The sequence below is a fragment of the Microtetraspora niveoalba genome (assembly GCF_001570405.1).
GTDB lineage: Bacteria > Actinomycetota > Actinomycetes > Streptosporangiales > Streptosporangiaceae > Microtetraspora > Microtetraspora niveoalba.
The window spans coordinates 19,419-39,925 of sequence record NZ_BBYM01000029.1 but is presented as its reverse complement, the minus strand read 5'-3'; the positions used below and the strand labels follow the sequence as shown (position 1 = coordinate 39,925).

At 72.2% G+C, this 20,507-nt stretch carries 17 protein-coding genes; 9 read left to right on the top strand and 8 right to left on the bottom strand.

Going from position 1 to position 20,507, the window contains the following annotated elements; all coding sequences use genetic code 11:
* Positions 1–191 precede the first annotated feature (191 nt).
* Positions 192–1,997 (bottom strand): dihydroxy-acid dehydratase, encoded by a 1,806-nt coding sequence (gene ilvD / locus AWQ70_RS26600; RefSeq protein WP_067181411.1) that lies wholly within the window; start codon positions 1,995–1,997, stop codon positions 192–194.
* Positions 1,998–2,056: 59 nt separating this feature from the next.
* On the opposite strand from ilvD, the gene AWQ70_RS26595 reads away from it, so the two are divergent.
* Together AWQ70_RS26595 and AWQ70_RS26590 are read left to right on the top strand one after the other, a co-directional pair.
* A complete protein-coding gene (locus tag AWQ70_RS26595; protein ID WP_218004668.1) occupies positions 2,057–2,542 on the top strand; it encodes an MmyB family transcriptional regulator in 486 nt (161 codons plus the stop codon).
* A 290-nt stretch (positions 2,543–2,832) separates the two neighbouring features.
* Positions 2,833–3,300 (top strand): TIGR02611 family protein, encoded by a 468-nt coding sequence (locus AWQ70_RS26590; protein WP_245647164.1) that lies wholly within the window; start codon positions 2,833–2,835, stop codon positions 3,298–3,300.
* Positions 3,301–3,378: 78 nt separating this feature from the next.
* Here the strand turns inward: AWQ70_RS26590 and AWQ70_RS37990 are convergent, their stop codons facing one another.
* Complete coding sequence (locus AWQ70_RS37990) at positions 3,379–5,412, bottom strand: ABC transporter ATP-binding protein (protein WP_245647163.1); 2,034 nt, start codon at positions 5,410–5,412, stop codon at positions 3,379–3,381.
* 718 nt (positions 5,413–6,130) lie between these two features.
* Here AWQ70_RS37990 and AWQ70_RS26575 point away from each other — a divergent pair.
* The gene (locus tag AWQ70_RS26575) at positions 6,131–6,388 is read left to right on the top strand and encodes an SAM-dependent methyltransferase (RefSeq protein ID WP_067181408.1); all 258 of its coding nucleotides are present in this window, start codon (positions 6,131–6,133) and stop codon (positions 6,386–6,388) included.
* On the opposite strand, the gene AWQ70_RS40670 is transcribed toward AWQ70_RS26575, so the two are convergent.
* The 3 genes from AWQ70_RS40670 to AWQ70_RS40000 form a co-directional block, all read right to left on the bottom strand.
* Positions 6,372–7,961, bottom strand: a complete 1,590-nt coding sequence (locus AWQ70_RS40670; protein WP_067181405.1) for a serine/threonine-protein kinase — start codon at positions 7,959–7,961, stop codon at positions 6,372–6,374. The genes AWQ70_RS26575 and AWQ70_RS40670 overlap by 17 nt on opposite strands.
* A gap of 382 nt (positions 7,962–8,343) precedes the next feature.
* Complete coding sequence (locus tag AWQ70_RS26565; protein WP_067181402.1) at positions 8,344–8,664, bottom strand: GroES family chaperonin; 321 nt, start codon at positions 8,662–8,664, stop codon at positions 8,344–8,346.
* 43 nt (positions 8,665–8,707) lie between these two features.
* A complete protein-coding gene (locus AWQ70_RS40000) occupies positions 8,708–9,478 on the bottom strand; it encodes an RlpA-like double-psi beta-barrel domain-containing protein (protein ID WP_067181398.1) in 771 nt (256 codons plus the stop codon).
* Between the two features lie 375 nt (positions 9,479–9,853).
* On the opposite strand from AWQ70_RS40000, the gene AWQ70_RS26555 reads away from it, so the two are divergent.
* Both AWQ70_RS26555 and AWQ70_RS26550 read left to right on the top strand, forming a co-directional pair.
* Complete coding sequence (locus AWQ70_RS26555; RefSeq protein WP_067181395.1) at positions 9,854–10,399, top strand: DUF1349 domain-containing protein; 546 nt, start codon at positions 9,854–9,856, stop codon at positions 10,397–10,399.
* Between the two features lie 92 nt (positions 10,400–10,491).
* The gene (locus tag AWQ70_RS26550) at positions 10,492–11,124 is read left to right on the top strand and encodes a flavin reductase family protein (RefSeq protein WP_067181391.1); all 633 of its coding nucleotides are present in this window, start codon (positions 10,492–10,494) and stop codon (positions 11,122–11,124) included.
* A gap of 220 nt (positions 11,125–11,344) precedes the next feature.
* Here the strand turns inward: AWQ70_RS26550 and AWQ70_RS26545 are convergent, their stop codons facing one another.
* Positions 11,345–12,475, bottom strand: coding sequence for an endonuclease/exonuclease/phosphatase family protein (locus AWQ70_RS26545; protein ID WP_157530425.1), 1,131 nt, complete (start codon positions 12,473–12,475; stop codon positions 11,345–11,347).
* Between the two features lie 207 nt (positions 12,476–12,682).
* On the opposite strand from AWQ70_RS26545, the gene AWQ70_RS26540 reads away from it, so the two are divergent.
* Positions 12,683–15,394 (top strand): penicillin acylase family protein, encoded by a 2,712-nt coding sequence (locus tag AWQ70_RS26540; RefSeq protein WP_067181387.1) that lies wholly within the window; start codon positions 12,683–12,685, stop codon positions 15,392–15,394.
* Between the two features lie 51 nt (positions 15,395–15,445).
* Here AWQ70_RS26540 and AWQ70_RS26535 read toward each other — a convergent pair whose 3' ends face one another.
* Together AWQ70_RS26535 and AWQ70_RS26530 are read right to left on the bottom strand one after the other, a co-directional pair.
* Positions 15,446–17,950 carry a helicase-associated domain-containing protein gene (locus AWQ70_RS26535; RefSeq protein WP_067181384.1) on the bottom strand — a complete coding sequence of 835 codons (2,505 nt, stop codon included), beginning with the start codon at positions 17,948–17,950 and terminating at the stop codon, positions 15,446–15,448.
* Between the two features lie 398 nt (positions 17,951–18,348).
* A complete protein-coding gene (locus AWQ70_RS26530; protein ID WP_084517852.1) occupies positions 18,349–18,867 on the bottom strand; it encodes an ATP-binding protein in 519 nt (172 codons plus the stop codon).
* A gap of 155 nt (positions 18,868–19,022) precedes the next feature.
* On the opposite strand from AWQ70_RS26530, the gene AWQ70_RS26525 reads away from it, so the two are divergent.
* The 3 genes from AWQ70_RS26525 (at position 19,023) to AWQ70_RS26515 (ending at position 20,506) form a co-directional block, all read left to right on the top strand.
* Positions 19,023–19,889, top strand: a complete 867-nt coding sequence (locus AWQ70_RS26525) for a Sco1979 family transcriptional regulator (protein ID WP_084517840.1) — start codon at positions 19,023–19,025, stop codon at positions 19,887–19,889.
* Positions 19,890–20,123: a DUF397 domain-containing protein gene (locus AWQ70_RS26520; RefSeq protein WP_061256322.1), complete on the top strand. Its 234-nt coding sequence runs from the start codon at positions 19,890–19,892 to the stop codon at positions 20,121–20,123.
* Positions 20,124–20,242: 119 nt separating this feature from the next.
* Positions 20,243–20,506, top strand: a complete 264-nt coding sequence (locus AWQ70_RS26515) for a hypothetical protein (RefSeq protein WP_245647162.1) — start codon at positions 20,243–20,245, stop codon at positions 20,504–20,506.
* The last annotated feature ends 1 nt before the right edge of the window (position 20,507 follow it).

Genomic DNA, 20,507 nt, shown 5'->3' with positions numbered 1-20,507 from the left:
GCGCCGCCGGCCGGATGACCGTCCCGTGCGAAAGGCCGGCCGCGCGCTTGCGGGCTCCGGCGGTCCGTTGAGTCACGCATGGGGCGATCCAGGTAGGCGCCACGGGCCCACTGGCATCCGGCTCCCGAGCCTTCCTCACGACCGGTCGTTGCGCACCGACCGCCGTCGTCGCCGTGGCCGGAGGCTGAGGCTCAGCGGTCCGCGACTTCGCGTACGGCGCCCTTGTCGGCGGACTGGGCCGAGGCGGCGTAGGCGCGCAGCGCAGTGGAGAGAGGGCGGTCGCGGTGGCGTGGCCGGTAGCCGATGCCCTGTTCCAGGTCGGCGCGCCGGGCTGCGAGAGCCTGCTCTCCTACCTCGAGGCGGAGCAGCCGGGCGGCGATGTCGACGGTGATGGTGTCGCCGTCCTGGACGAGAGCCAGAGGGCCGCCGGCGGCCGCCTCGGGCGAGACGTGGCCGATCGACAGGCCGGAACTGCCGCCGGAGAAACGGCCGTCGGTGACCACCGCGCACGAGGTGGCCAGGCCCCGCCCTTTGAGGTAGGCGGTCGGATACAGCAACTCCTGCATGCCGGGGCCTCCGCGTGGCCCCTCGTAGCGGATGACCAGGACAGTGCCCGGCGTGACGCGTCCGGACAGGATCGCTTCGGCGGCCTCCTCCTGCGACTCGGTCACCACCGCCCGGCCGGTGAAGACCCGCATGCCTTCCGGGACCCCGGCGGACTTGACCACAGCGCCGTCGGGGGCGAGGTTGCCGCGCAGGACGGCCAGGCCCGCATCCCGCGAGTAGGCGTGGACGGCGTCGCGGATGCAGCCGGCCGCGGCGTCCCGGTCGAGGGACTCCCAGCGGGCCGACTGGGAGAACGCGGTCGACGAGCGGGTGCCGCCCGGGGCGGCGTGGAACAGGTCGATCGCCTCACGGGAGGGGGAAGGGCCGCGGACGTCCCAGGTGGCCAGCCACTCATCGAGGGAGTCGGCGTGGACGGCGTGCACGTCTTTGTGGAGAAGTCCGGCGCGGTCCAGTTCGCCGAGGATGGCGGGGACGCCGCCGGCGCGGTGGACGTCCTCCATCAGGAGCGGGCCGTTGGGGGCGACCTTGCACAGGTACGGCACCTGGCGGGAGCGGGCCTCGATGTCGGCCAGGGTGTAGTCGAGGTCGGCCTCGCGGGCGGCGGCGAGCAGGTGCAGCACGGTGTTGGTGGAGCCGCCCATGGCCAGGTCCAGGGCCATGGCGTTGTCGAACGCGGCACGGGAGGCGATGGATCTCGGCAGGACGCGGACGTCGTCCTCGCCGTAGTAGCGGGCGGCCAGTTCCATCACGGCGCGGCCGGCCCGCTCGTACAGGCCACGGCGGGCGGTGTGGGTGGCCAGAGTGGAGCCGTTGCCCGGCAGGGCCAGGCCGAGCGCTTCCAGCAGGCAGTTCATGGAGTTGGCGGTGAACATGCCCGCGCAGGATCCGCAGGTGGGGCAGGCCGCCTCCTCGATCCGGGCCAGGTCGTCGTCCGGCACGAAGGGGTTGACGGCCTCGGAGACCGCGGTGATCAGTTCCAGGCGGGTGCGGACCGTACCGTCGGTCAACACCGCCCGTCCCCCTTCCATGGGGCCGCCGGAGACGAACACCGTGGGGATGTCGAGCCGCAGCGCGGCCATCAGCATCCCGGGTGTGATCTTGTCGCAGTTGGAGACGCACACCAGGGCGTCGGCGCAGTGCGCCTGGACCATGTACTCGATGGAGTCGGCGATCAGGTCCCGCGACGGCAGCGAGTACAGCATCCCGGCGTGGCCCATGGCGATGCCGTCGTCGATGGCGATGGTGTTGAACTCCCGCGCGATCCCGCCCGCCGCCGTGACGGCCTCGCAGACGATGCGGCCGACCGGTTGCAGGTGGGTGTGGCCCGGGACGAACTCGGTGAAGCTGTTGGCCACCGCGACGACCGGCTTGGCGCCGATGTCGGATGCCGGGATACCGGAGGCGCGCATCAGGGCGCGGGCGCCGGCCATGTTCCGCCCATGGGTGACCGTACGCCGCCGAACCGGTCGACCAGGTGGCGCCCGGCCACGTGCGGCGACTGCTGGACGCGCTCGCCGGCTTCCCCGCCTACGCCATCGCCCCCGACTGGACGATCACCGGCTGGAATGCCGCCTACGCCGCGCTGTACCCGAACGTGGACACCGTCGCCCCGCCCGAGCGCAACCTGTTGTGGCTGGTGTTCACCGATCCCTACGTCCGCGACCTGCTGCCCGACTGGGAGACCACCAGTCGCCGCTTCCTCGCCGAATTCCGCGCCGAGGCCGGACCCCGCCTCGGCGACCTGGCCCGCTCCCCGATCATCCAGCGCCTCCTCGGGGCGAGCAAGCCGTTCCGTGACGCCTGGCAAGACCACCGCATCGAGGGCTTCGCGTCCCGCCTGCGCGTCTTCCATCACCCCGCTCAAGGCGTCCTGCGCTACGAACACCACCGCCTGGCCCCCGCCGACCACCCCGACCTGCATGTGGTGATCTACACCCCCGCCGCGCCCACCGGCACCGAGATCCCGCCCGGGTGAGTCCTCGGCGCGTACGCCGCCGCGCTGGAACACGCGCGGCCCCACCCCGGGCCGCCGGGCATGGCGCGGTGTGCGGGGCCGGGACGCCAAGATCCGGAGTATTGACGGGTTCGTCGCGGCCGTGTGAGTCTCTCGCCAGTTCCCGTGCACGCAAACGCGGCACCCGCGGCCGTCGCCTGCGCGGCCTCGTGACCGGATGAGGAGCCTCGCCGCGGAGGAGTCCGTTTCGCCCGGAAGGGCGAGGTTGGCGGTTCCGTGGCTGTCTATCCTGTGTGTCAGGGGGTGACCGGGTGGCGATAACCGAGAACGCGCTGAGCGGCGGCGACGAGAGCGGCGGCGATGTGCCGGCGTCCATCGCGCAGCCGTCCGAACGGCAGGCGGCCGAGCAGGGGAGCTGGCTCGATCGGGTACGCGCCCGCCCCGGCGGCCGCCTCACCTTGAAGATCATCGTCGGCGTGCTCGGCGCGGCGCTCGTCGTCACCGGTCTGATCATGGTGCCGTTCCCGGGGCCCGGCTGGCTCGTCGTCTTCGCCGGGCTCGCCGTACTGGCCACGGAGTTCGCGTGGGCGCACCGGCTGCTCGGCTTCGCCAAGCGCACGGTCACCGTCGCGACCGACTGGCTCGGGCGTCAGAACTGGTTCGTCCGCGTCGTGGCCGCCCTGCTCACCGCCGCGCTCGCGGCCGCGATCGTCTGGCTCTCCCTCAAGCTCACCCTGGGCATCGACCTGGTGGAGCAGGCGAGGCTCTTCCTCGGCTGATCGGCGTGGGCCGCCGCCCGCGTGCACACACCGCACGCGGGCGACGGCGGGCGGGCATCCCGTACGGCGCCGGGCGCGTCAGGACAGGACGACCGGGCCGGCGTCCAGCGAGGGGCCGTCCACCGCGAACGGCCGGTGGGCCGGCTCCAGCACGATGTTCCGGCTCGGCGCGGGCACGTGCCGCAGATCATGCGTGATCAGGATGGTCGTCCGCCCGTCCATGAGCCGCCGGAGGAGCTCCATGATCCGCGCCGCCGTCTCCGGGTCCAGCCCGGTCATCGGTTCGTCGAGGATCAGCACGGGGGCGTCGCGCAGCACGGCGCGGGCGATCGCGATCCGCTGGCGCTGCCCTCCCGAGAGAAGCCGCCCCCGCTGGCCGATCGGGGTGTCGTACCCCTCGGGCAGCGTCCGGATGAAGTCGTCCGCCTCGGCGGTGACGGCGGCCCGGACGATCTCGTCCAGGGTGGCGTCCGGACGCCCGTACGCGATGTTGTCCCGTACGGTCCCCGAGAACAGCAGGTTCTCCTGCTGGAGGATGGTGATGTTCTCGCGCAGGGATCTGCGCGGCATGTCGCGGATGTCCGCGCCGTCGAGGAGGACGCGTCCCTCGGTGGGGTCGTAGAACCGGAGCAGCAGTTTGGCGATGGTCGTCTTGCCCGCGCCGCTCGGTCCCGTGCACACGAGGAGCTCGCCCGGGGCGGCGGTGAAGGTGAGACCGGTCAGCGTCGGCGTGGTCCGGCCCGGATAGGTGAACGCGACGTCGTCGAACTCGATCCGGGCGCGCCCGTGCGGGCCGAGGACGACGACGTCACCGGTCGCCGTACCGGCTCCGGCCGTCATCCGGGACGTCCCCGCCGGTGCGGGGCCGTCGTTCGCCTCTTCGCCGGGAGCGGGGCCGGAGGTGCCGGGATCCGGGTCGGTCACCGCGGGCCTCGCGCGCAGCACCTCGATCACCCGGTCCGACCCCGCCGCCGCCGAGGACACGTTGAGCGCCAGCTCCCCGAGCCCCTGGAACGTCGGATACAGATAGGCCAGGTACGCGGCGAAGGCGAGCAGGCCGCCGATGGTGAGCCGGCCGGAGGCGATCTCCCACGCGCCCACACCGATGATCACAAGCAGGCAGAGCGTCTCCACGATCTGGGCGGCCGGGCCGTAAAGGGCGGACAGCCGGGCCTGCGCCACGTTGGCGAGGAGCCACCTGCGGCCCTCCTCGTGCAGTCGCGCCGCCTCGGCCTCCTGGCGGTTGTACGCCTGGACCAGGGACTGGTTGGCCAGGCTCTCCTCGATGACGCTGTTCATCGCGCCGTTGCTCGACCGCTCGCGGGCGGAGGCGTTGCGCAGCCTCGCCGTGAACCCCTTGGAGACCAGCAGGAACAGCGGGACCATCGCGAAGGTCACCAGCGCGAGATCCCAGCGGATGAAGAACGCCGCTCCGGAGAAGAGCACCGCCCCCGCGGCGGTGGTGATGATCCGCACCAGGCCGGAGCCGACGAGCTCCTCGATCGCCTCGATGTCGTCGGTGAGGCGGGCCATCAGGTCGCCCAGGCGGCGGTTCTCGAAGTAGTCGGGGGTGAGCGTCTGGAGGTGGGAGAACACCCTGTCGCGCAGCCGCAGCAGGAACCGTTCCCCCGCGAGCGCCGTCGCGTACGCGCTGGAGAAGGACAGCAGACCGGCCAGCGCGGCGACGCCGATCCACGCGCCCGCCGGGGCCCAGAAGGAGCCGAGTTTCCCGCTGGCCAGGACCTCGTCGGTGATGAGCCCGAACAGGCCGATCACCCCGACCTCGCAGACGGAGGCGAGGACGGCGGCCACCACGCCCGCGGCGAACAACCAGCGGACGCCGCGGGTCTGCGGCCAGAACTCCCGCAGCGTGGTGCGGATCGAGACGATCGGCGCGGTGATCGTGGGTGCGTCCTCCACGGCGTCCGTTGACGCGGCGTCCGGCGGTGTGGCGTCGGCCGTTCCGGTCGTGTCCCTGTCAGGTGTGGTGATCGCCGCACGCCGTCCCGTCGCCGCCCGGGATCGTGAGGCCGGCGCCGGTGTGGGGGAGGCCGAAGGCTCGGAGTCGGCGTGCGGCGCGTATTCCTCGTCGGAGGATGGGTTCGGTTCCACGTGAGATACCTGCCTCTGCGATGGCCGAGAGCCGGCGGGAAAAACCCGCCGGCTCTCTTTCTTCAGATCAGCCAGGGCCTACCAGCAGCATCTGCGCCAGCAGCACCTGCGGCGGCAGCAGCAGCGGCGGCGACGACGGCAACCACCGCCTCCGCAGCCCCCGCCCCAACCCCAGGAGCTGAACTGCCCTGTCGGAAAGACTTTGGTAAGGCTCATTTGGTGCCTCCCTCAGACGGCTTCCGTGATCTTTCAAAAGCGACACTATCACCCCTAGCGCCGCAAATCATTTAAAATGCGCTCGAATTGAACAGCTTTTAATTGGCGGCCGAAAGCGAATTCTTCCGATTTAGGGTGAGCAAAGAGTCCTGCCGGGCCGGTTTGGGATCACGGGTGCGTTGCCGCTGCTTGACGTGCCTGACGGCCCTGTTGCCCGGCGTGTCACGACGAATGCGGAACCCGCCCCCGGGATCCACGGCGGGGAAAGGGGGGAGGGGATGATGTGCGGGAGTGGCCGCGACCGTTCGCCGACCTTTCGATGGCGAGTGGAATAGCCTGTCACGCGCGTTAACTCGGAAAGTCAGTCATCGCCCGGTAAAGGCGGTGATCGATCTCTAAAGGGGACGGGCTTTCGGAGGCTTCACGGCGATGCCTGTACCACCCCCACTGCCGTCACTAAGATCACGAATGGCCTGATATAGGGGCATTCGCGGAGGCGGAGATGTCGGAGCTGGAGCGTGTTCCGGATGGGATCGACACCTCCGCGCCGAGTTCGGCGCGGGTGTACGACTACCTCCTCGGCGGCAAGGACAACTACGCCCTCGGCCGGATGGTCACGGAGAAGCTGCTCCCGGTCGCCCCGGACGCGCGTGCCGTCGCCCGGGCGAACCGCGCGGGGGCTACGTCAGAGCGTCGCCGGACCCCACGTCCGCGGTCACGGGTGAGCGTCGCCGGACACCGCGTCAGCGGTCGCGGGTGAGCGTCGCGTGCATGAAGAACGGCTGGTCCTTCGTGTACTCGTTCTCGCCGTGCCCTGAGTATTCGAAGCCGAGCGTGCCGTCCTCGTTGAGCGTGAGATAGATCTCGCCGTTGCGTACGCAGTTGCCGCGCATGCTCACCCGCTTGAGGCGGACGGAGGCGTCGGTGATCTCGGCGAGCCGGGACGTCCCCGTGCAGCGGTAGTCCAGGAACTGCTCGGTGACCGTCCTTCCGCCCTTCTCGATGGTGACCACCAGCCGGTCGTGCGCGCCGGGGTCGTAGTCGACGCGACCGCGCCACACTCCCGCGTACCCCGCCGGGAATCGGGTCGCGGAACCGGACCCGGGCGTGGGGGAGGCCACCGGGGACGGGGACGCCGCGGTGGACGCGGACGGCTCCGCCGAGGTGGTCGCGACGAGTACCTCCGGCCCGGTGGTCCCGAGTGCGGCCGTTCCCCGCGCGCCGCCCGTGGGATCGCCGGACTCCCCACTCCCGGAGCCCTGCCACAGCAGCACGCCCGCCGCCACCGCGACGGCCAGGGTCGCCGCTCCCGTTCCGGCGAGCAGGGCGCTCCGGTGGCGTGAGCCGTACCGGCCGGGCTGGGTCGGCGCCCCGACGCGCGCCGCGGTGTCGCGGACGCCGGGGGGAGGGGCGGTGGCACTGCCCTCACCGCGTTCCCCGTGACCCGCGCCGGGCTCCGGCGGGGCATCGGCCCGTGCGGCGGGCGGCCCCGCCGGCGGCACCGGTGATCGCGGGGACGGCGGCGCCGGGGCGGGTTCGCCGGCGGCGGCCGATCGGCCGAGCAACCGCATCTGGACGTCGAGGATCGACGGCCGTAGCGCGGGGTCCTTGCACAGCGCGTCCGCGACGACCGACCGGAGCGGCTCGGCGAGGTCACCGAGGTCGGGCTCGCGGCTCATGACGCGGTTGATCACCGCGGGCACGCTGTCGTCGCCGAACGGCGGCCGCCCGGTGGCGGCGAACACGATCACGCAGCCCCACGCGAACACGTCGCTCGCCGGCGTGGCCCGCGCTCCGGAGATCTGCTCCGGGGACATGTACGCGGGGGTGCCCACCAGGCCGCCGCTCTTCGTGGTCGCGTCCATGTGCCGGGCGATCCCGAAGTCGATGACCCGGGGGCCGTCCGACCCGAGCAGGACGTTGGCGGGCTTGAAATCACGATGCACGACCCCGGCCTCGTGGACGGCCGCCAGGGCGGTCGCGGTCGCGACCGCCAGCCTGTGCAGCGCCGACCCCGACCGGGGCCCGGCCTGCTGGAGCGAGGGCCCCTCGACGTACTCGCTGACGATGTAGGGAAGGTCGGCGTCCACGTCGGCGTCGAGGACCTGCGCGACGCAGAAGGGCGCCACCCGTCGCGCGGCGCTGATCTCGCGGACGAGTCGTCCGCGGGTCTCGCCGTCGGCCCACTCCCGGTGCAGGACCTTGACCGCGACCTCCGTGCCGTCGGACGCCCGGCCCAGGTAGACGACTCCCTGGCCCCCCGCGCCGAGTCGTGCCTCCAGTACGTATCCGCCTATCTCGCGCGGATCGTCCGGAAGTAGCGGCTTCTCCACCGGTCCCCTCCCCTTTTTGCCCCGGCTTTACCTTAGATCGGCCCTGCCGCACGGGCGAAGGGCGCGCGGGACGAGCACCCGAGGCCGGGCGGGGTGTGCGCGCCACGGCAGCCGGGGGTTCGGGTCCCGGGAGATGGCCCGGGGGCGAAGGGGGCCCGGGAACGCGGGGGCCGGGAGATGGCGCGGGGGCGTAGGGGTGCCGGTGCCGGGAGATGGGGCCGGGGGCACGCATCGGGACACCGGCGCCGGGAACGCGGAAGGCGGGGCGGCAGGCGCCCCGCCTTCCGGTGAACGTCACGTCCGCCGACGGTGGACGGGCCGGTGCGAGAAAGATCCGGGGGATGCCCGGAGGGGGAGGGAGCCGGGCGACGCCCGGACGAGGTCAGAGGTAGAGACCGGTGCCGTGGTCGGTCTGCGGGGTCGCCACGGCGTGCAGGTCCCGCTCGCGCATCACCAGATAGATCTGTCCCTGGACGTCGACCTCGGACTGCTCCTCGGGGTTGAACAGCACCTTGTCGCCGACCTTGACCGCCCGGGCGTTGGCTCCGACACCGCACACCTCGCCCCAGACGAGCCGGTTGGCCATCTTGACGGTGGCCGGGATGACGATGCCCGCGCTGCTCCTCCGCTCCTCGGCATCGGGATCAGCCTTGACCATGACGCGGTCGTGGAGCATCTGAATCTCGAATTTGGGGTCAGCCACTCTCGCAGTTTACGCGGGCCCGAGCATCCGGGGTGAAGTGCGGCTATCGGCCCATCGCCAGGTTGTAGCCGGTGCCGGAGGTGCGGTACACCCGCCCGGTGCCCCACTTCAGTACTTCGAAGTCGACGTGGACGCTGTTGGAACGCACGCCGGTCAGGTCGGCCATCATCTTCTCGGACAGGTCGATGATCGCGGGGAGGTCGTGCTGCGCGACGGCCCACTCGGCGGGGCCGAAGTCCTCCACCACGCCGATGGCGCTCTTGCCCTTGTAGGTGACCTTGACCTTCGTGCCGAGAGGCCAGTACGGGCTGGCGATGGTCTGGTAGCGCATCGGCTTGCCCGAGGCGGTCTGGGCGTCCCAGAAAGAGGTGGCGGTCGCCCTGCCGGTGGGCAGCTTCGGCTTCGCCTTGGTGGTCTTGGTGGCCGTGGCGGCGCTCGTCTCGTTCGCCTTCGTGGGGCTGAACTTCTCGGGAGCGGCGGCCTGGGCGGCGGTGGCGGCGCCGGTCCCGGTGCGGGTCTCCGTGCTTGTGGCGGCGCCGGGTCCGCTGCCGGTGTCGGTGGCGGTGCTCGTCTCGGTGCCGGACTCGCTGGTGCTGGTGCTGGTGCTGGTGCTGGTGCTGGTGCTCTGGCTCTCGGCGGACGGGGCGGCCTGGGGGGCGGACGAGGTCTCGGCGGCGGACGGCGACTGCGCGAGACGCGCGACGTCACCGCCCTGGCCCGGCGACATCATCACTGCGGCGGCGGCCGACGCGCTTCCGATGAGCGTGAGACCTGCGGTCACGGTGATGATCGCCCGGCGGGCTCGTTTCTGCATGAGCATCCTTTCGCTGGCTCGCACATCGCCCCGGAGGGGGACCGGGGTGAGCGCCGTCGCGAGAGGGGCGTACGGCCGCAGCCGGGGGATCGGCGGCGGACCTGATTCCGGGCAGGGCGGAGCACGGCCCGGCGGGGTGTGAACTGGGGGGCTCCCGGGGAGGGGGAGGGACACGTCCTCTCAGGAGGTTTGCGACGACATTGCGATATTTGGGGATTTAGTTCGCAAGAGCGCTTTGCGTGGCACGAGTATAGGCAATCTGCCGGTAAAGCGGACAAATGGGCACAAATGGGAGGTAGATCTTCTTTGTGACGACTGGCCCGGAGAGCGCTCTCATAGCATGATCGAGTCCCTCATCCGAGCGAAGGAGACGCCATGCCGTACACGGACTGGGAATGGATCAACGAGCCCCGCGAGTGGGAGTCGGGCGAGATCCTGCGCGTCGTGGCCGACCCCGGCACCGATCTCTGGCAGAAGACCCACTACGGCTACTCGTACGACACCGGCCACATGTTCGGGCGGGTCGTGCCCGGCGACCTGCGGATCACCGCGACCTTCGAGATCGGCTGGGCCGAGCAGTACGACCAGGCGGGCGTCGTCCTCCGGATCGACGAGGAGAACTGGATCAAGGCGGGGGCGGAGCTCGTGGACGGCGTGCCGCACCTCAGCGTCGTCGTCACGCGCGGCTGGTCGGACTGGTCCGTCACGGTGCCCGGCGACGCGTTCGGCTCGGTCACCGTCGACTGCGAGCGCACCGGCGACACCGCCACGGTGCGCTACGGCCTCGACGGCGCGCCGCCGGAGCGGATGTTGCGCCTCGCCTACTTCCCCCCGGACGTCCCCGCGTTCGCGGGCGTGATGTGCGCCGCTCCGGTCGGGAAGGGGTTCGAGACCAGGTTCGGGCAGGTCTCCCTCACCTGACCGCGCCCGGCGGCGGCGCCTGACCTCGCCGAACTCCGGACGGCGTGACCGTTCGGGGACCGCCGAAAGGTCGGCGCCCTACGTTGGCGCGCATGACGACCGACCACCTGACGATCACGCCGAGCATCCTGTACTTCGGGACGCCGGTGGCGCTGCTGTCCACCGAGAACGAGGACGGCTCCTTCAACCTCGCCCCGATGTCCTCCGCCTGGGCGCTGGGGCAGGTGGTCGTGCTCGGGCTGGGCGGGGAGAGCCAGACCGCGCACAACCTCGCCGCCCGGCCCGACCTGGTGATCAACCTCCCCGAGCCGGGGCAGTGGACGGCGGTGGAGCGCCTCGCGCCGCTCACCGGCCGCGACCCCGTCCCGGAGCGCAAGCGGGGCGCCTTCCGGCACGAGCCGGCCAAGTTCGAAGCGGCGGGACTGCGCCCCGAGCCGTCGGAGACGGTACGGCCGCCCCGGGCGGCGGGCTGCCCCCTGCAACTGGAGGCCCGCGCCGCGCGGATCCGGCCGGACCTGACGGGCATGTTCCAGGTGATCGAGGCCCACGTGCTGCGGGTGCACGCGGACCCGCGCATCGTCGTACCGGGCACGCAGCACGTCGACCCCTCGGCCTGGAGCCCGCTGATCTACAACTTCCGGCACTATTTCGGACTCGGGGAGGAGCTCGGCCACACCTTCCGCTCCGAGACGGCGCCCGGCCGGCTCACAGCGCGGGGAGCGTGAGTGCGGGCACATCTTGCGCCCGGCCGGCTCACGGCGCGGGGAGCGTGAGTGCGGGCACATCTTGCGCCCGGCCGGCTCACGGCGCGGGGAGCGTGAGTGCGGGCACATCTTGCGCCCGGCCCGCTCACGGCGCGGGGAGCGTGAGTGCGGGCACATCTTGCGCCCGGCCCGCTCACGGCGCGGGGAGCGTGAGTGCGGGCACATCTTGCGCCCGGCCGGCTCACAGCCCGGGGAGCGTGAGCTCGGCGAACACCGCCCGGTGATCGGTGCGGGCGAGCCCGCGGACGTCGAAGGACCGGGCCGCCACACCCGGATCGACCAGGATGTGGTCCAGCGTGACCGGGGGGATGCCCCACCCGTTGAAGTGCCACGGCTCGTACGGCCAGGTGGCGGTGAGACCGTTCCCGGTCGTGGCCGCGGCGTCCCGATATCCGGCGTCGAGCAGCCGTCGCATCCGCGCGTGATCCAGCGTCGCGTTGAAGTCGCCGGCGAGGATCCGGACCGGGCCGCCGCCGGGCAGGGGCAGCGCGGCCAGCCCCTCCGCCCAGCAGCCCGCGCGTTCGGCGTACCGCGGCGCGCACGGATGCACCGAGACGACGGAGACCGGCGGCGCGCCCGGCACGCTGACCGTCGCCGCCCCCTGCCGGAACATCCCGGAGGGGATGGGCGGTTCGGGAGCGACCGGGTGGCGGCTGTATATCCCCGACCCGTGCGCGCCCGGCTCCGCCAGGTCCACCTCGTACGGCAGCAGCGTGCCGAGCCCGGCCGCGCGCAGCCCCTTGACTGCCGAGGGGGTGAGCTCCTGCAGGGTCAGCACGTCGGGACGCAGCTCCCGTACGAGGGCGACCAGCTCGCCCGGCGGCACCGCTCCCATCTTGAGGTTGGCGGACAGGACCCGCAGCCGTGGGCCGCCGGCCGGAGGGTTGCCCCCCTCCACCGCGCGGGGCAGCACGCAGGCGGCGAGGGTCGCGGCGACGACCATGCTCACGGCGAGGGCGGTCCACCTGCGGGACAGCAGCGCGAGCAGCGGGACGGCCGCCGCGGTGAGCGCGACGTAGGGAGTGAAGGCCACCGCGCGGATCCACTCGAAGTGCACGTCTCGGGGGACCAGCCGGAGCGCGGCCCACGCCGCGAAGGGCACGACCGACGCCCACACCAGGACGCCGACCCACCGCCGCCGTGCCTTCCGGCGTGGCGCCCCCGCCGCCTCACGCCGGGGAGCGGCCGCGTCCGCGACAGCCGCATCAACGGGGGCCGCCCCCGTCGGCCCGGAAGCGTGCGCACTTGGGGGCTCTTCGGTGTTCACCTGGTCTCCGGGGGCGGCCTCACCGGACGAACGCGGATCGATCATGTGAGGCACTCTCGCGTACGCGCCCGGCTCCCGCCACGGGAATCCGCGACCTGCCACCCGGCACCCTGCCGGGGAGATCCGCGGCCTGTGGTCCGGTGTCCCGGCGGGCCACCGATCGGAGGTCCGGGGCTTCGGGTGACGGCGGGGATTGATCTTATGTGCCGGACCTTCATACTGTGATGCGCGTTCCAGAGGAAAGGTCGGTCGATGGTCAGGTTCGCCCCCTATGCTCGTTTCCCTTGGCCGATCCGGTGGCTGCTCCGCGTCTTGACCGTCCTGCTGGTGCTCGCGCTCGTCCTCGCGGGCGTGGTCACCTGGACCGTCCGCAGGTCGTTCCCGCAGGTGGACGGTGAGATCAGGCTGCCCGGGCTGGCGGCCGACGTCACCGTGATCCGCGACCGGTACGGCATCCCGCAAATCTACGCGGACACCTCGGCCGACCTGTTCAGGGCGCAGGGGTACGTCCACGCCCAGGACCGTTTCTGGGAGATGGACTTCCGCCGCAAGACCACGGCGGGCCGCCTGTCCGAGCTGTTCGGCACATCGACCCTCGACATCGACAAGGTCGTGCGCACGCTCGGCTGGCGCCGTACGGCGGAGAAGGAGTTCGACCTCCTCGGCCCCGAGGCGCGCACGGCGCTGGAGGACTACGCGGCGGGGGTGAACGCGTGGATGGAGCAGAACCAGGGCTTCGCGGCACGCAGCCTGGAGTACGGCGTGCTCGCCCTGACCAACGGGGCGTACGAACCGGAGCCGTGGACCCCGGCCGACTCCCTCTCCTGGCTCAAGGCCCTGGCCTGGGACCTGCGCTCGAACATGGGCGCGGAGATCGAGCGCGCCATCGACGCGTCGGCGCTTCCGCTTGAGCGGGTGGAGGAGCTCTTCCCCGGCTACCCCTTCGACCGGCACCAGCCGATCGTGACCAGGGGAGCGGTCCGGGACGGCGAGTTCGACCCCAAGGAGAAGAGCGCCGCCTCGTCGGCGGCCGGGTCCCCGGCCGCGCCCGTCGCCCGCCCCGTTTCCGCGCCCGCCGCCCGCCCCGTTTCCGCGCCCACCGCGCCCGCCGATCCCGCCGTACGCCCGGCGGCCTCGGACGCGGCCGGGCGGGCGAAGGGGGCCGAGGCCGGCTCCTCCCCGTCCGGCGTTTCCGGTGCGCCCGCGACCGACGCGCTCGCCCGGGTGGCCAAGGTGCTCGACGCCGTCCCCAGCCTGCTCGGCACGTCCGGGGCCGACCGGGCGGGCATCGGCTCGAACTCGTGGGTGGTCGCGGGCGCGCACACGGAGAGCGGCAAACCCCTGCTGGCGAACGACCCCCACCTCGGGCCGCGGATGCCGTCGATCTGGTACCAGGCCGGGCTGCACTGCCGTTCGGTCGGGTCGGCCTGCCCCTTCGACGTCACCGGCTACACCTTCTCCGGCGTGCCGGGCGTGATCATCGGACACAACCACAAGATCGCCTGGGGGTTCACCAACCTCGGGCCGGACGTCACCGACCTGTACGTCGAGCGGGTCCAGGGCGACACCTACGAGGTCAAGGGGTCATGGGTCCCGCTGCAGACCCGGGTCGAGCAGATCAAGGTCGCGGGCGGGAAGCCGGTCGAGCTGACCGTGCGTTCGACCGCGCACGGGCCGATCATCTCGGAGGTCCTCGGCAACGCCGGGGAGGCGTTGCCGGGCGCCGCCGCCAAGCTCGGCAAGATCGACAAGGGGATGGCGGTCGCGCTGCGCTGGACGGCGCTCGACCCCGGCAGAACCGGTGACTCCATCTTCCTGCTGAACAAGGCGGAGAACTGGGAGCAGTTCCGCGATGCCGCCGCGAAGTTCGAAGCCCCCGCCCAGAACCTGATCTACGCCGACCTGGAGGGCAACATCGGCTACCAGGCGCCGGGCAAGATCCCGATCCGCGCGGACGGCGACGGCCAGTGGCCCGCCGCGGGCTGGACGGGCGCGCAGGAGTGGACCGGATACATCCCGTTCGAGCAGCTTCCGCACGCGTACAACCCGCCCGAGGGGTTCATCGTCACCGCGAACAACGCCGCGATCCGGCCCGACTACGGCCCGTTCCTCACGTCCGACTGGTCGTACGGCTACCGCTCGCAGCGCATCGTGGAGCGGATCACCCAGGCCGTCGGCGCGGGCAAGATCACGGCCGACACGATGCGGGACATCCAGATGGACTCCCGCAACGGCTTCGCCGAGACTCTCGTCCCCCACCTGCTGCGGATCGGGGGAGGCGACACCCCGCTCCTGAAGGGGTGGGACCTCGCACAGACCCGGGACTCGTCCGGGGCCGCGTACTACAACGCGGTCTGGCGGCACCTGCTCAAGCGGACGTTCGACGACGAGCTGCCGGAAAGCGCGCGGCCGGGCGGCGGCGACAGATGGTTCGAGGTCGTCGGGAAGCTGCTCGACCAGCCGGACTCGCCCTGGTGGGACGACGTCCGTACGGACGACGTGACCGAGACCCGCGACGACATCCTCGCGACGGCGATCAAGGACGCGGGGGCCGACCTGCGGGAGCGGCTCGGCGACGACCCCGACGGGTGGCGCTGGGGCGACCTGCACACGCTCGACCTGACCAACGAGACGTTCGGCACCTCGGGCATCGCCCCCGTCGAGTGGCTGTTCAACCGCGGCCCGCTCCACCTCGGCGGCGGCAAGGACGCGGTCGACGCGACCGGATGGGACAGCGACCTGGGCTACGAGGTCGACTGGGTCCCCTCGATGCGGATGGTCGTCGACCTCGCCGACTTCGACCGATCGCGCTGGATCAACCTGACCGGGGCGTCGGGGCACGCCTTCCACGCCCACTACGACGACCAGGCGGAGCTGTGGGCCGACGGCCGCCTGACCGCCTGGCCCTTCTCGGAGCAGGGCGTACGCCGGGAGGCGGTGGACACCCTCACGCTGACCCCCTGAACCGGCGCCGCGGCCCCCGGGGCCTCGCCGGGCGGCGACGGAGACGCCCCGCTAGCGGGCGGCGACGACCGAGGTGATCTCGCACAGCGGGAAGTCGAGGTAGTCGCCCGCCTCCTCGCACCAGGCGTCGAGGACGCCGCCGCGCAGCTCGCCGTGGCTCACCGTGGCGGTCACCCCGTCCGCCAGGGTGATCAGCGCGCGTACGCCCCGGTCGACGACGAAGCCGAGCAGCGTCTGCTGCGCGGCCGGCAGCCGGGTCGCGCGGCGTCCGACGACCGCCCAGGTCCGGCCCGGCGCGCGGTCCGGCGTGTCCCCCGGACGGTCGGGGCCGCGGGAGGCGAGCAGCCTCCGCGCGTGCTCGCGCGGGTCCGGCACGTCCACCGGGAGGTCCGCGAGGCCGTCCACCAGCGCGTACGGGTGGGTGGGGACGTCGGCCTCGGCGGTACGCCCGCCGGGGAACAGGATCAACCGGCCGTCGCCCGGCTCCGGCTCGCGCTTCGCGTCCCGGTCGTCGATCCGGCCCGGGGTGTCGTGGCTCGGGGTGTCGTGGCTCGGGCGCGGGCCGCGCCGGACGGCGACCCCTCCTGAGCCGTCGGGGACCGGGGCGTACCCGGCCTCCCGCAGCGCGGCGAGCGTGCGGTCGGCGGTCGCCTCACCGGCCAGGACGGTCGGCGCCAGCAGGCGAAGGCCGAGCCTGGCGAGCTTGCGGTGCGCGTGGATCTCGGCCAGCAACGCCGGTTCAGTGCCGAGGACGACGCAGCCCACGGTGGCCACGGCGACCTCGCCGTGCCTGCGCGCCACGTCGCGTACGAGGTACACGAGGGGCTGGGGCAGCGTTCCCACCTCGGCGAGCCCGTCGAGCAGGCCGTCGGCGGTCTCTCCCTCGTCCAGAGCACGCCGTACGCTGGCGGGGCCGAAGCGCCAGACGGACGCCGCGCCCTGTGACTCGCGGTCGGCGGCGCGGTCCAGCAGGGACGCCAGCTCGGCGGACGGCGGGCCGGTGACGACGGCCGTCAGGTCCGCTCCGAAGAGCGCCGTCCGCTGGGCGCTCGCCAGCGACTTGGCCGCCCGCTCCGCCAGGGCGGGGTCGTGCTCGACCTCGGGGGCGGCGCCGTCGTTCTCGGTGCCGGCGACCGAGCCGAGGGCGGCCAGCGCCCGGCCCAGCGAGGTCGTCGCGCCGCCGGCGAACAGCCCGAGCAGCCGCGCCTCCTCCAGGACGGCCGGCGCGCATTCGGCGAGCAGCTCCCTGTCGAGCAGCGGCGCCCGCCAGTGGACGGCCTGCACGAGTTCCGGGAACGTGGCGAACCCCCGCCCCTCGGGGATCTCGGCGAGCGCGGCGAGCAGGGCCCGGCGGATGCGGGCGACGATCTCCCCCTCGGGGTCGTCGCCCAGCACGGTCGCGTACCGTTCCTGGACCCGGCGCAGCGAGGACCGCTCCATCCGCCACCACGCCGCCAGGAGCACGCGCAGCCGGGCCGGGCCCTCGGACATCCGCCAGGCGTCGAACCCGTCGGTGGGGACGAGGCCGCCCGCGTCCTCGTCCAGGCCGATCAGCCGGGCCACGGCGGACACCTCGATCAGGAGGCGGGTCTCCTCCTCGGCGCAGCCGGTCTCCTTCGCGACGCGCTTCACCTCGCGCACGCCGACGCCTCCGCCCTTCAGCAGGGGGAGCGGCGTCTTGTCGACGTTCTCCAGCAGGGCGGTCGCCCGGTCGAGCAGGCGCGGCGCGGCCAGGCACATCTCGTGCTCGACCGCCTCCACGTCCACGGGCACGGTAGCGAGGTCGGGCGGGCAGGGCGTGAACGGCGGATGGTAGTCGGGGCCGCGCAGGGCGAGCGCCACGTCCCGGGGCATTCCCGCCACCCCCCACTGGGTACGGAACAGCAGGCCCCGCTCCACGGCCCACTTCTCGGGCGTCCCCGGTGTGATGAACAGGTCGCCGTTCACGCTGCGGATCGGCCCGTCCCAGGCGAAGTCGTCGAGCATGCCGATCGTCCCCTCCGGCGCGTCGGCGACCAGGGAGGACAGCAGCTCCGCGTCGCCGAGCGCCGCCGTCACCCGGGCCGTCATCTGGCGCTTCGTCCCCTGCGCCGGGATCCCGAGGTTGCGGCACATCCGCCGCAGGCCCTCGGTGTTCAACGTCCACGACTCGAGGTACGCGGCGAGCGGCTCGCCGAGGCCGCACGGAGCCGTCCACCAGCGGGCGAGCCCGCCGGCCAGCCCGATGCCGCCGTCCGGCTCCGGCCAGGCCAGCGCGTGGTCGTACAGGCGGTCCAGCCAGGGGATCGTCTCTGAGACGCTCACGCCGAGGAAGCGGGCGAGCCGTTCCTCGGTGGGCCGGTCGCCGAGCGCGAGGCAGGCCTGCACGATCTCCAGGGCCGGGAGGGGGAGGGTGCGCATGACCTCCATGACGGCGAAGTCGCCGGCCAGCCGCTCGGCGAGGGCGTCGAGCCTGCGCGGCCACGGCGGGGCGAGGGCGTCCGGCCGGTTGGCCAGCACGCGCGCGAGTCGTTCTTCGTCGAGAGTGGCCAGCCAGCCGGTCAGGTGATCGTTCATCAAATCTCCTGGAGCGTGGAGACCCCTGCGTCCAAGCGGGAGAGGAAACGCGGCACGATGCCACGCGAGCCGTGTGGTGACATGTCTCGGGGAGTCTCGGAAGGGCCACCGTAATCCAGATCGCGCGCCCCGGGGGCCGGGCGGCAGAAATATGAGCCCGCGTTTGGTTCCCGTCGAGGTCGCCGCGGGCGCGCGGCACGCTGAGGCGGCGGCGGGCGGGGCGGACGGCCGGGCGCGGGCTCGGCGGTCCCGGGCCGGTCGCCGGGGAAGCCGGGTCCACGCGGTTTCCCCGGAGGAGGAAGCACGCCCGGACGGGGACACGGCCCGGGCCGGCGGAGGGGCAGGCCCGGTGACGGCTCCTCAGCGGGGGCCGTCCGGTGAACTCACGCCGGGGCGCGTCAGGCGGACAGGACGGCCCAGACGGCCTTGCCCTGGGGCGCGAGCGGGGACCAGCCCCAGCACACGCTCATGGACTCGACGATGTGCAGTCCGAGCCCGCCCGGCTCGAACGGGGACGGGTCGCGCAGCACCGGTACGGCCGAGCCGGGGTCGGTGATCGCGCAGGTGACCAGGGAGCCGCGGCGGATCAGCGACAGCCGTACGACCTCGCGTTCGCGGCGGAGCGGCGTGGCGCCGAGCATGAGACCGTGCCGCAGGGCGTTGGTGGCGAGCTCGGAGACGATCAGCTCCATGCCCTCGGCCAGCTCGCCCATGTTCCAGCCGGCCAGCGTGCCCGCGGCGAAACTGCGGGCCGAGTGGATGGACTCCGCTCGCGGGAGCAGGACGAATGTGGCGCTGGCGGCGGGGGATCCGGGGGCGAGGAGATCGCGCGCGGGCTCCGGCCACCAGCCGAGGGGAGGCCACCAATCGAGCGCCGACCACTGGGTTTGGCCACGAGTCAGGTTCGCGGACTGCACGAGATCATGATGGTGGAAGGTCCCGTGCATGTGCAAGAGCGGATGCACGTGCATTTGAAGGATGCACGCGCTACGGTTACCCCCAAACACCTCTGGGACGAAGGGGGCGATCTTTGACAGACTGTGAACCAGTCCACATACCGGAGGAATAGCACGTGTCGATCGATCCGCCTGGATCCGGCTCCACCGTTCGGCGAATCATGCTTGGTGCGAGCCTTCGCAAGCTGCGCGAGGACCGGGGGCTGACCCGGGAGGTCGCCGGATTCCATATCCGCGCCTCAGAATCCAAGATCAGCCGAATGGAGCTCGGCCGGGTCGGATTCAAGACACGTGACGTCGAAGACCTGCTCACGTTGTACGGCGTGCACGACGACGCCGAACGCCGTGGCCTGCTGGAGATGGTCCGCGAGGCCAACACGCCCGGCTGGTGGCACAAGTACGGTGACGTGCTGCCCGGCTGGTTCGTCACCTTCATCGGGCTCGAGGAGGCGGCGAGCGTGATCCGCACCTATGAGGTGCAGTTCGTGCCCGGCCTGCTCCAGACGGCGGCGTACGCCCGCGCGGTGATCCGGCTCGGCTACCCGGACGATCCGGAGGAGTCGATCGAGCACCGCGTGCATCTGCGCATGCAGCGCCAGGAGCGACTGCGGCAGAAGAACGGGCCGAGGCTCTGGGCGGTCATCGACGAGGCCGCGCTCAAGCGCCCCATCGGTGGTGAGGGGATCATGCGGGAGCAGCTCCAGCACCTGCTGGAGGTGTCGATGCTGCCCAACATCACCGTGCAGGTGATGCCGTTCAAGTTCGGCATGCATGCGGCCGAGGGAGGGGCGTTCACGATCTTGCGTTTTCCCGAGTCCGATCTTTCGGACGTGGTCTACGTCGAGCAGCTGTGGGGTGCCCTGTACCTCGACAAGCGTGAGGACATCGATCCCTACCTCACGGCCATGGAGCAGTTGTGCGTGGAGAGCACCACGCCCGGGGGTACCGCCGAGATCATCGGCGATCTTCTCAGAGAGATGTAAATGCAGACATATAACGGGATGCCGGCAAACGACCTGACCGGGGTCACCTGGCGGAAGAGCGTCCGGAGCAACTCGACCGGCAACTGCGTGGAGCTCGCCGAGCTCCCCGACGGCGGTGTGGCGGTCCGCAACTCGCGGTTCCCCGAAGGGCCCGCGCTCATCTACACGCGGGACGAGATCCGGGCGCTGGTGCTCGGAGTCAAAGACGGGGAGTTCGACGGTCTTCTGGTGTGACGCCGTTTTTACGGGACCACGTACGGCCTTAACCCGTTCGTGCGAAGCCGTGTAACACGCGTCCGGCAGATTGGGTCCCACACCATCGTGAGATCAGGGGGCTCGCAATGCCGGACCGGATGACTCTCTATCCCGTGGCCGACGACGTGCTTCTCGCACCCGGAGGCCGCGTCGTGATCCGCACGTACGGCGTCGCCTCGGCGGCCGGGCCCGACGACGGCCGGCCCCGGCCGGTGACCTACCGGACGTGGGTCACCGGGGTCCGGGACCAGCCCAGGTACTGGCACTGGTGCCACTTCGAGGAGGCGCGGACCGGACACCGCAGGGTCCTCGACTGGCTGACCGGACGAGGCCCGAAGCCCCAGCCGGTCACGGGCGGCTGAG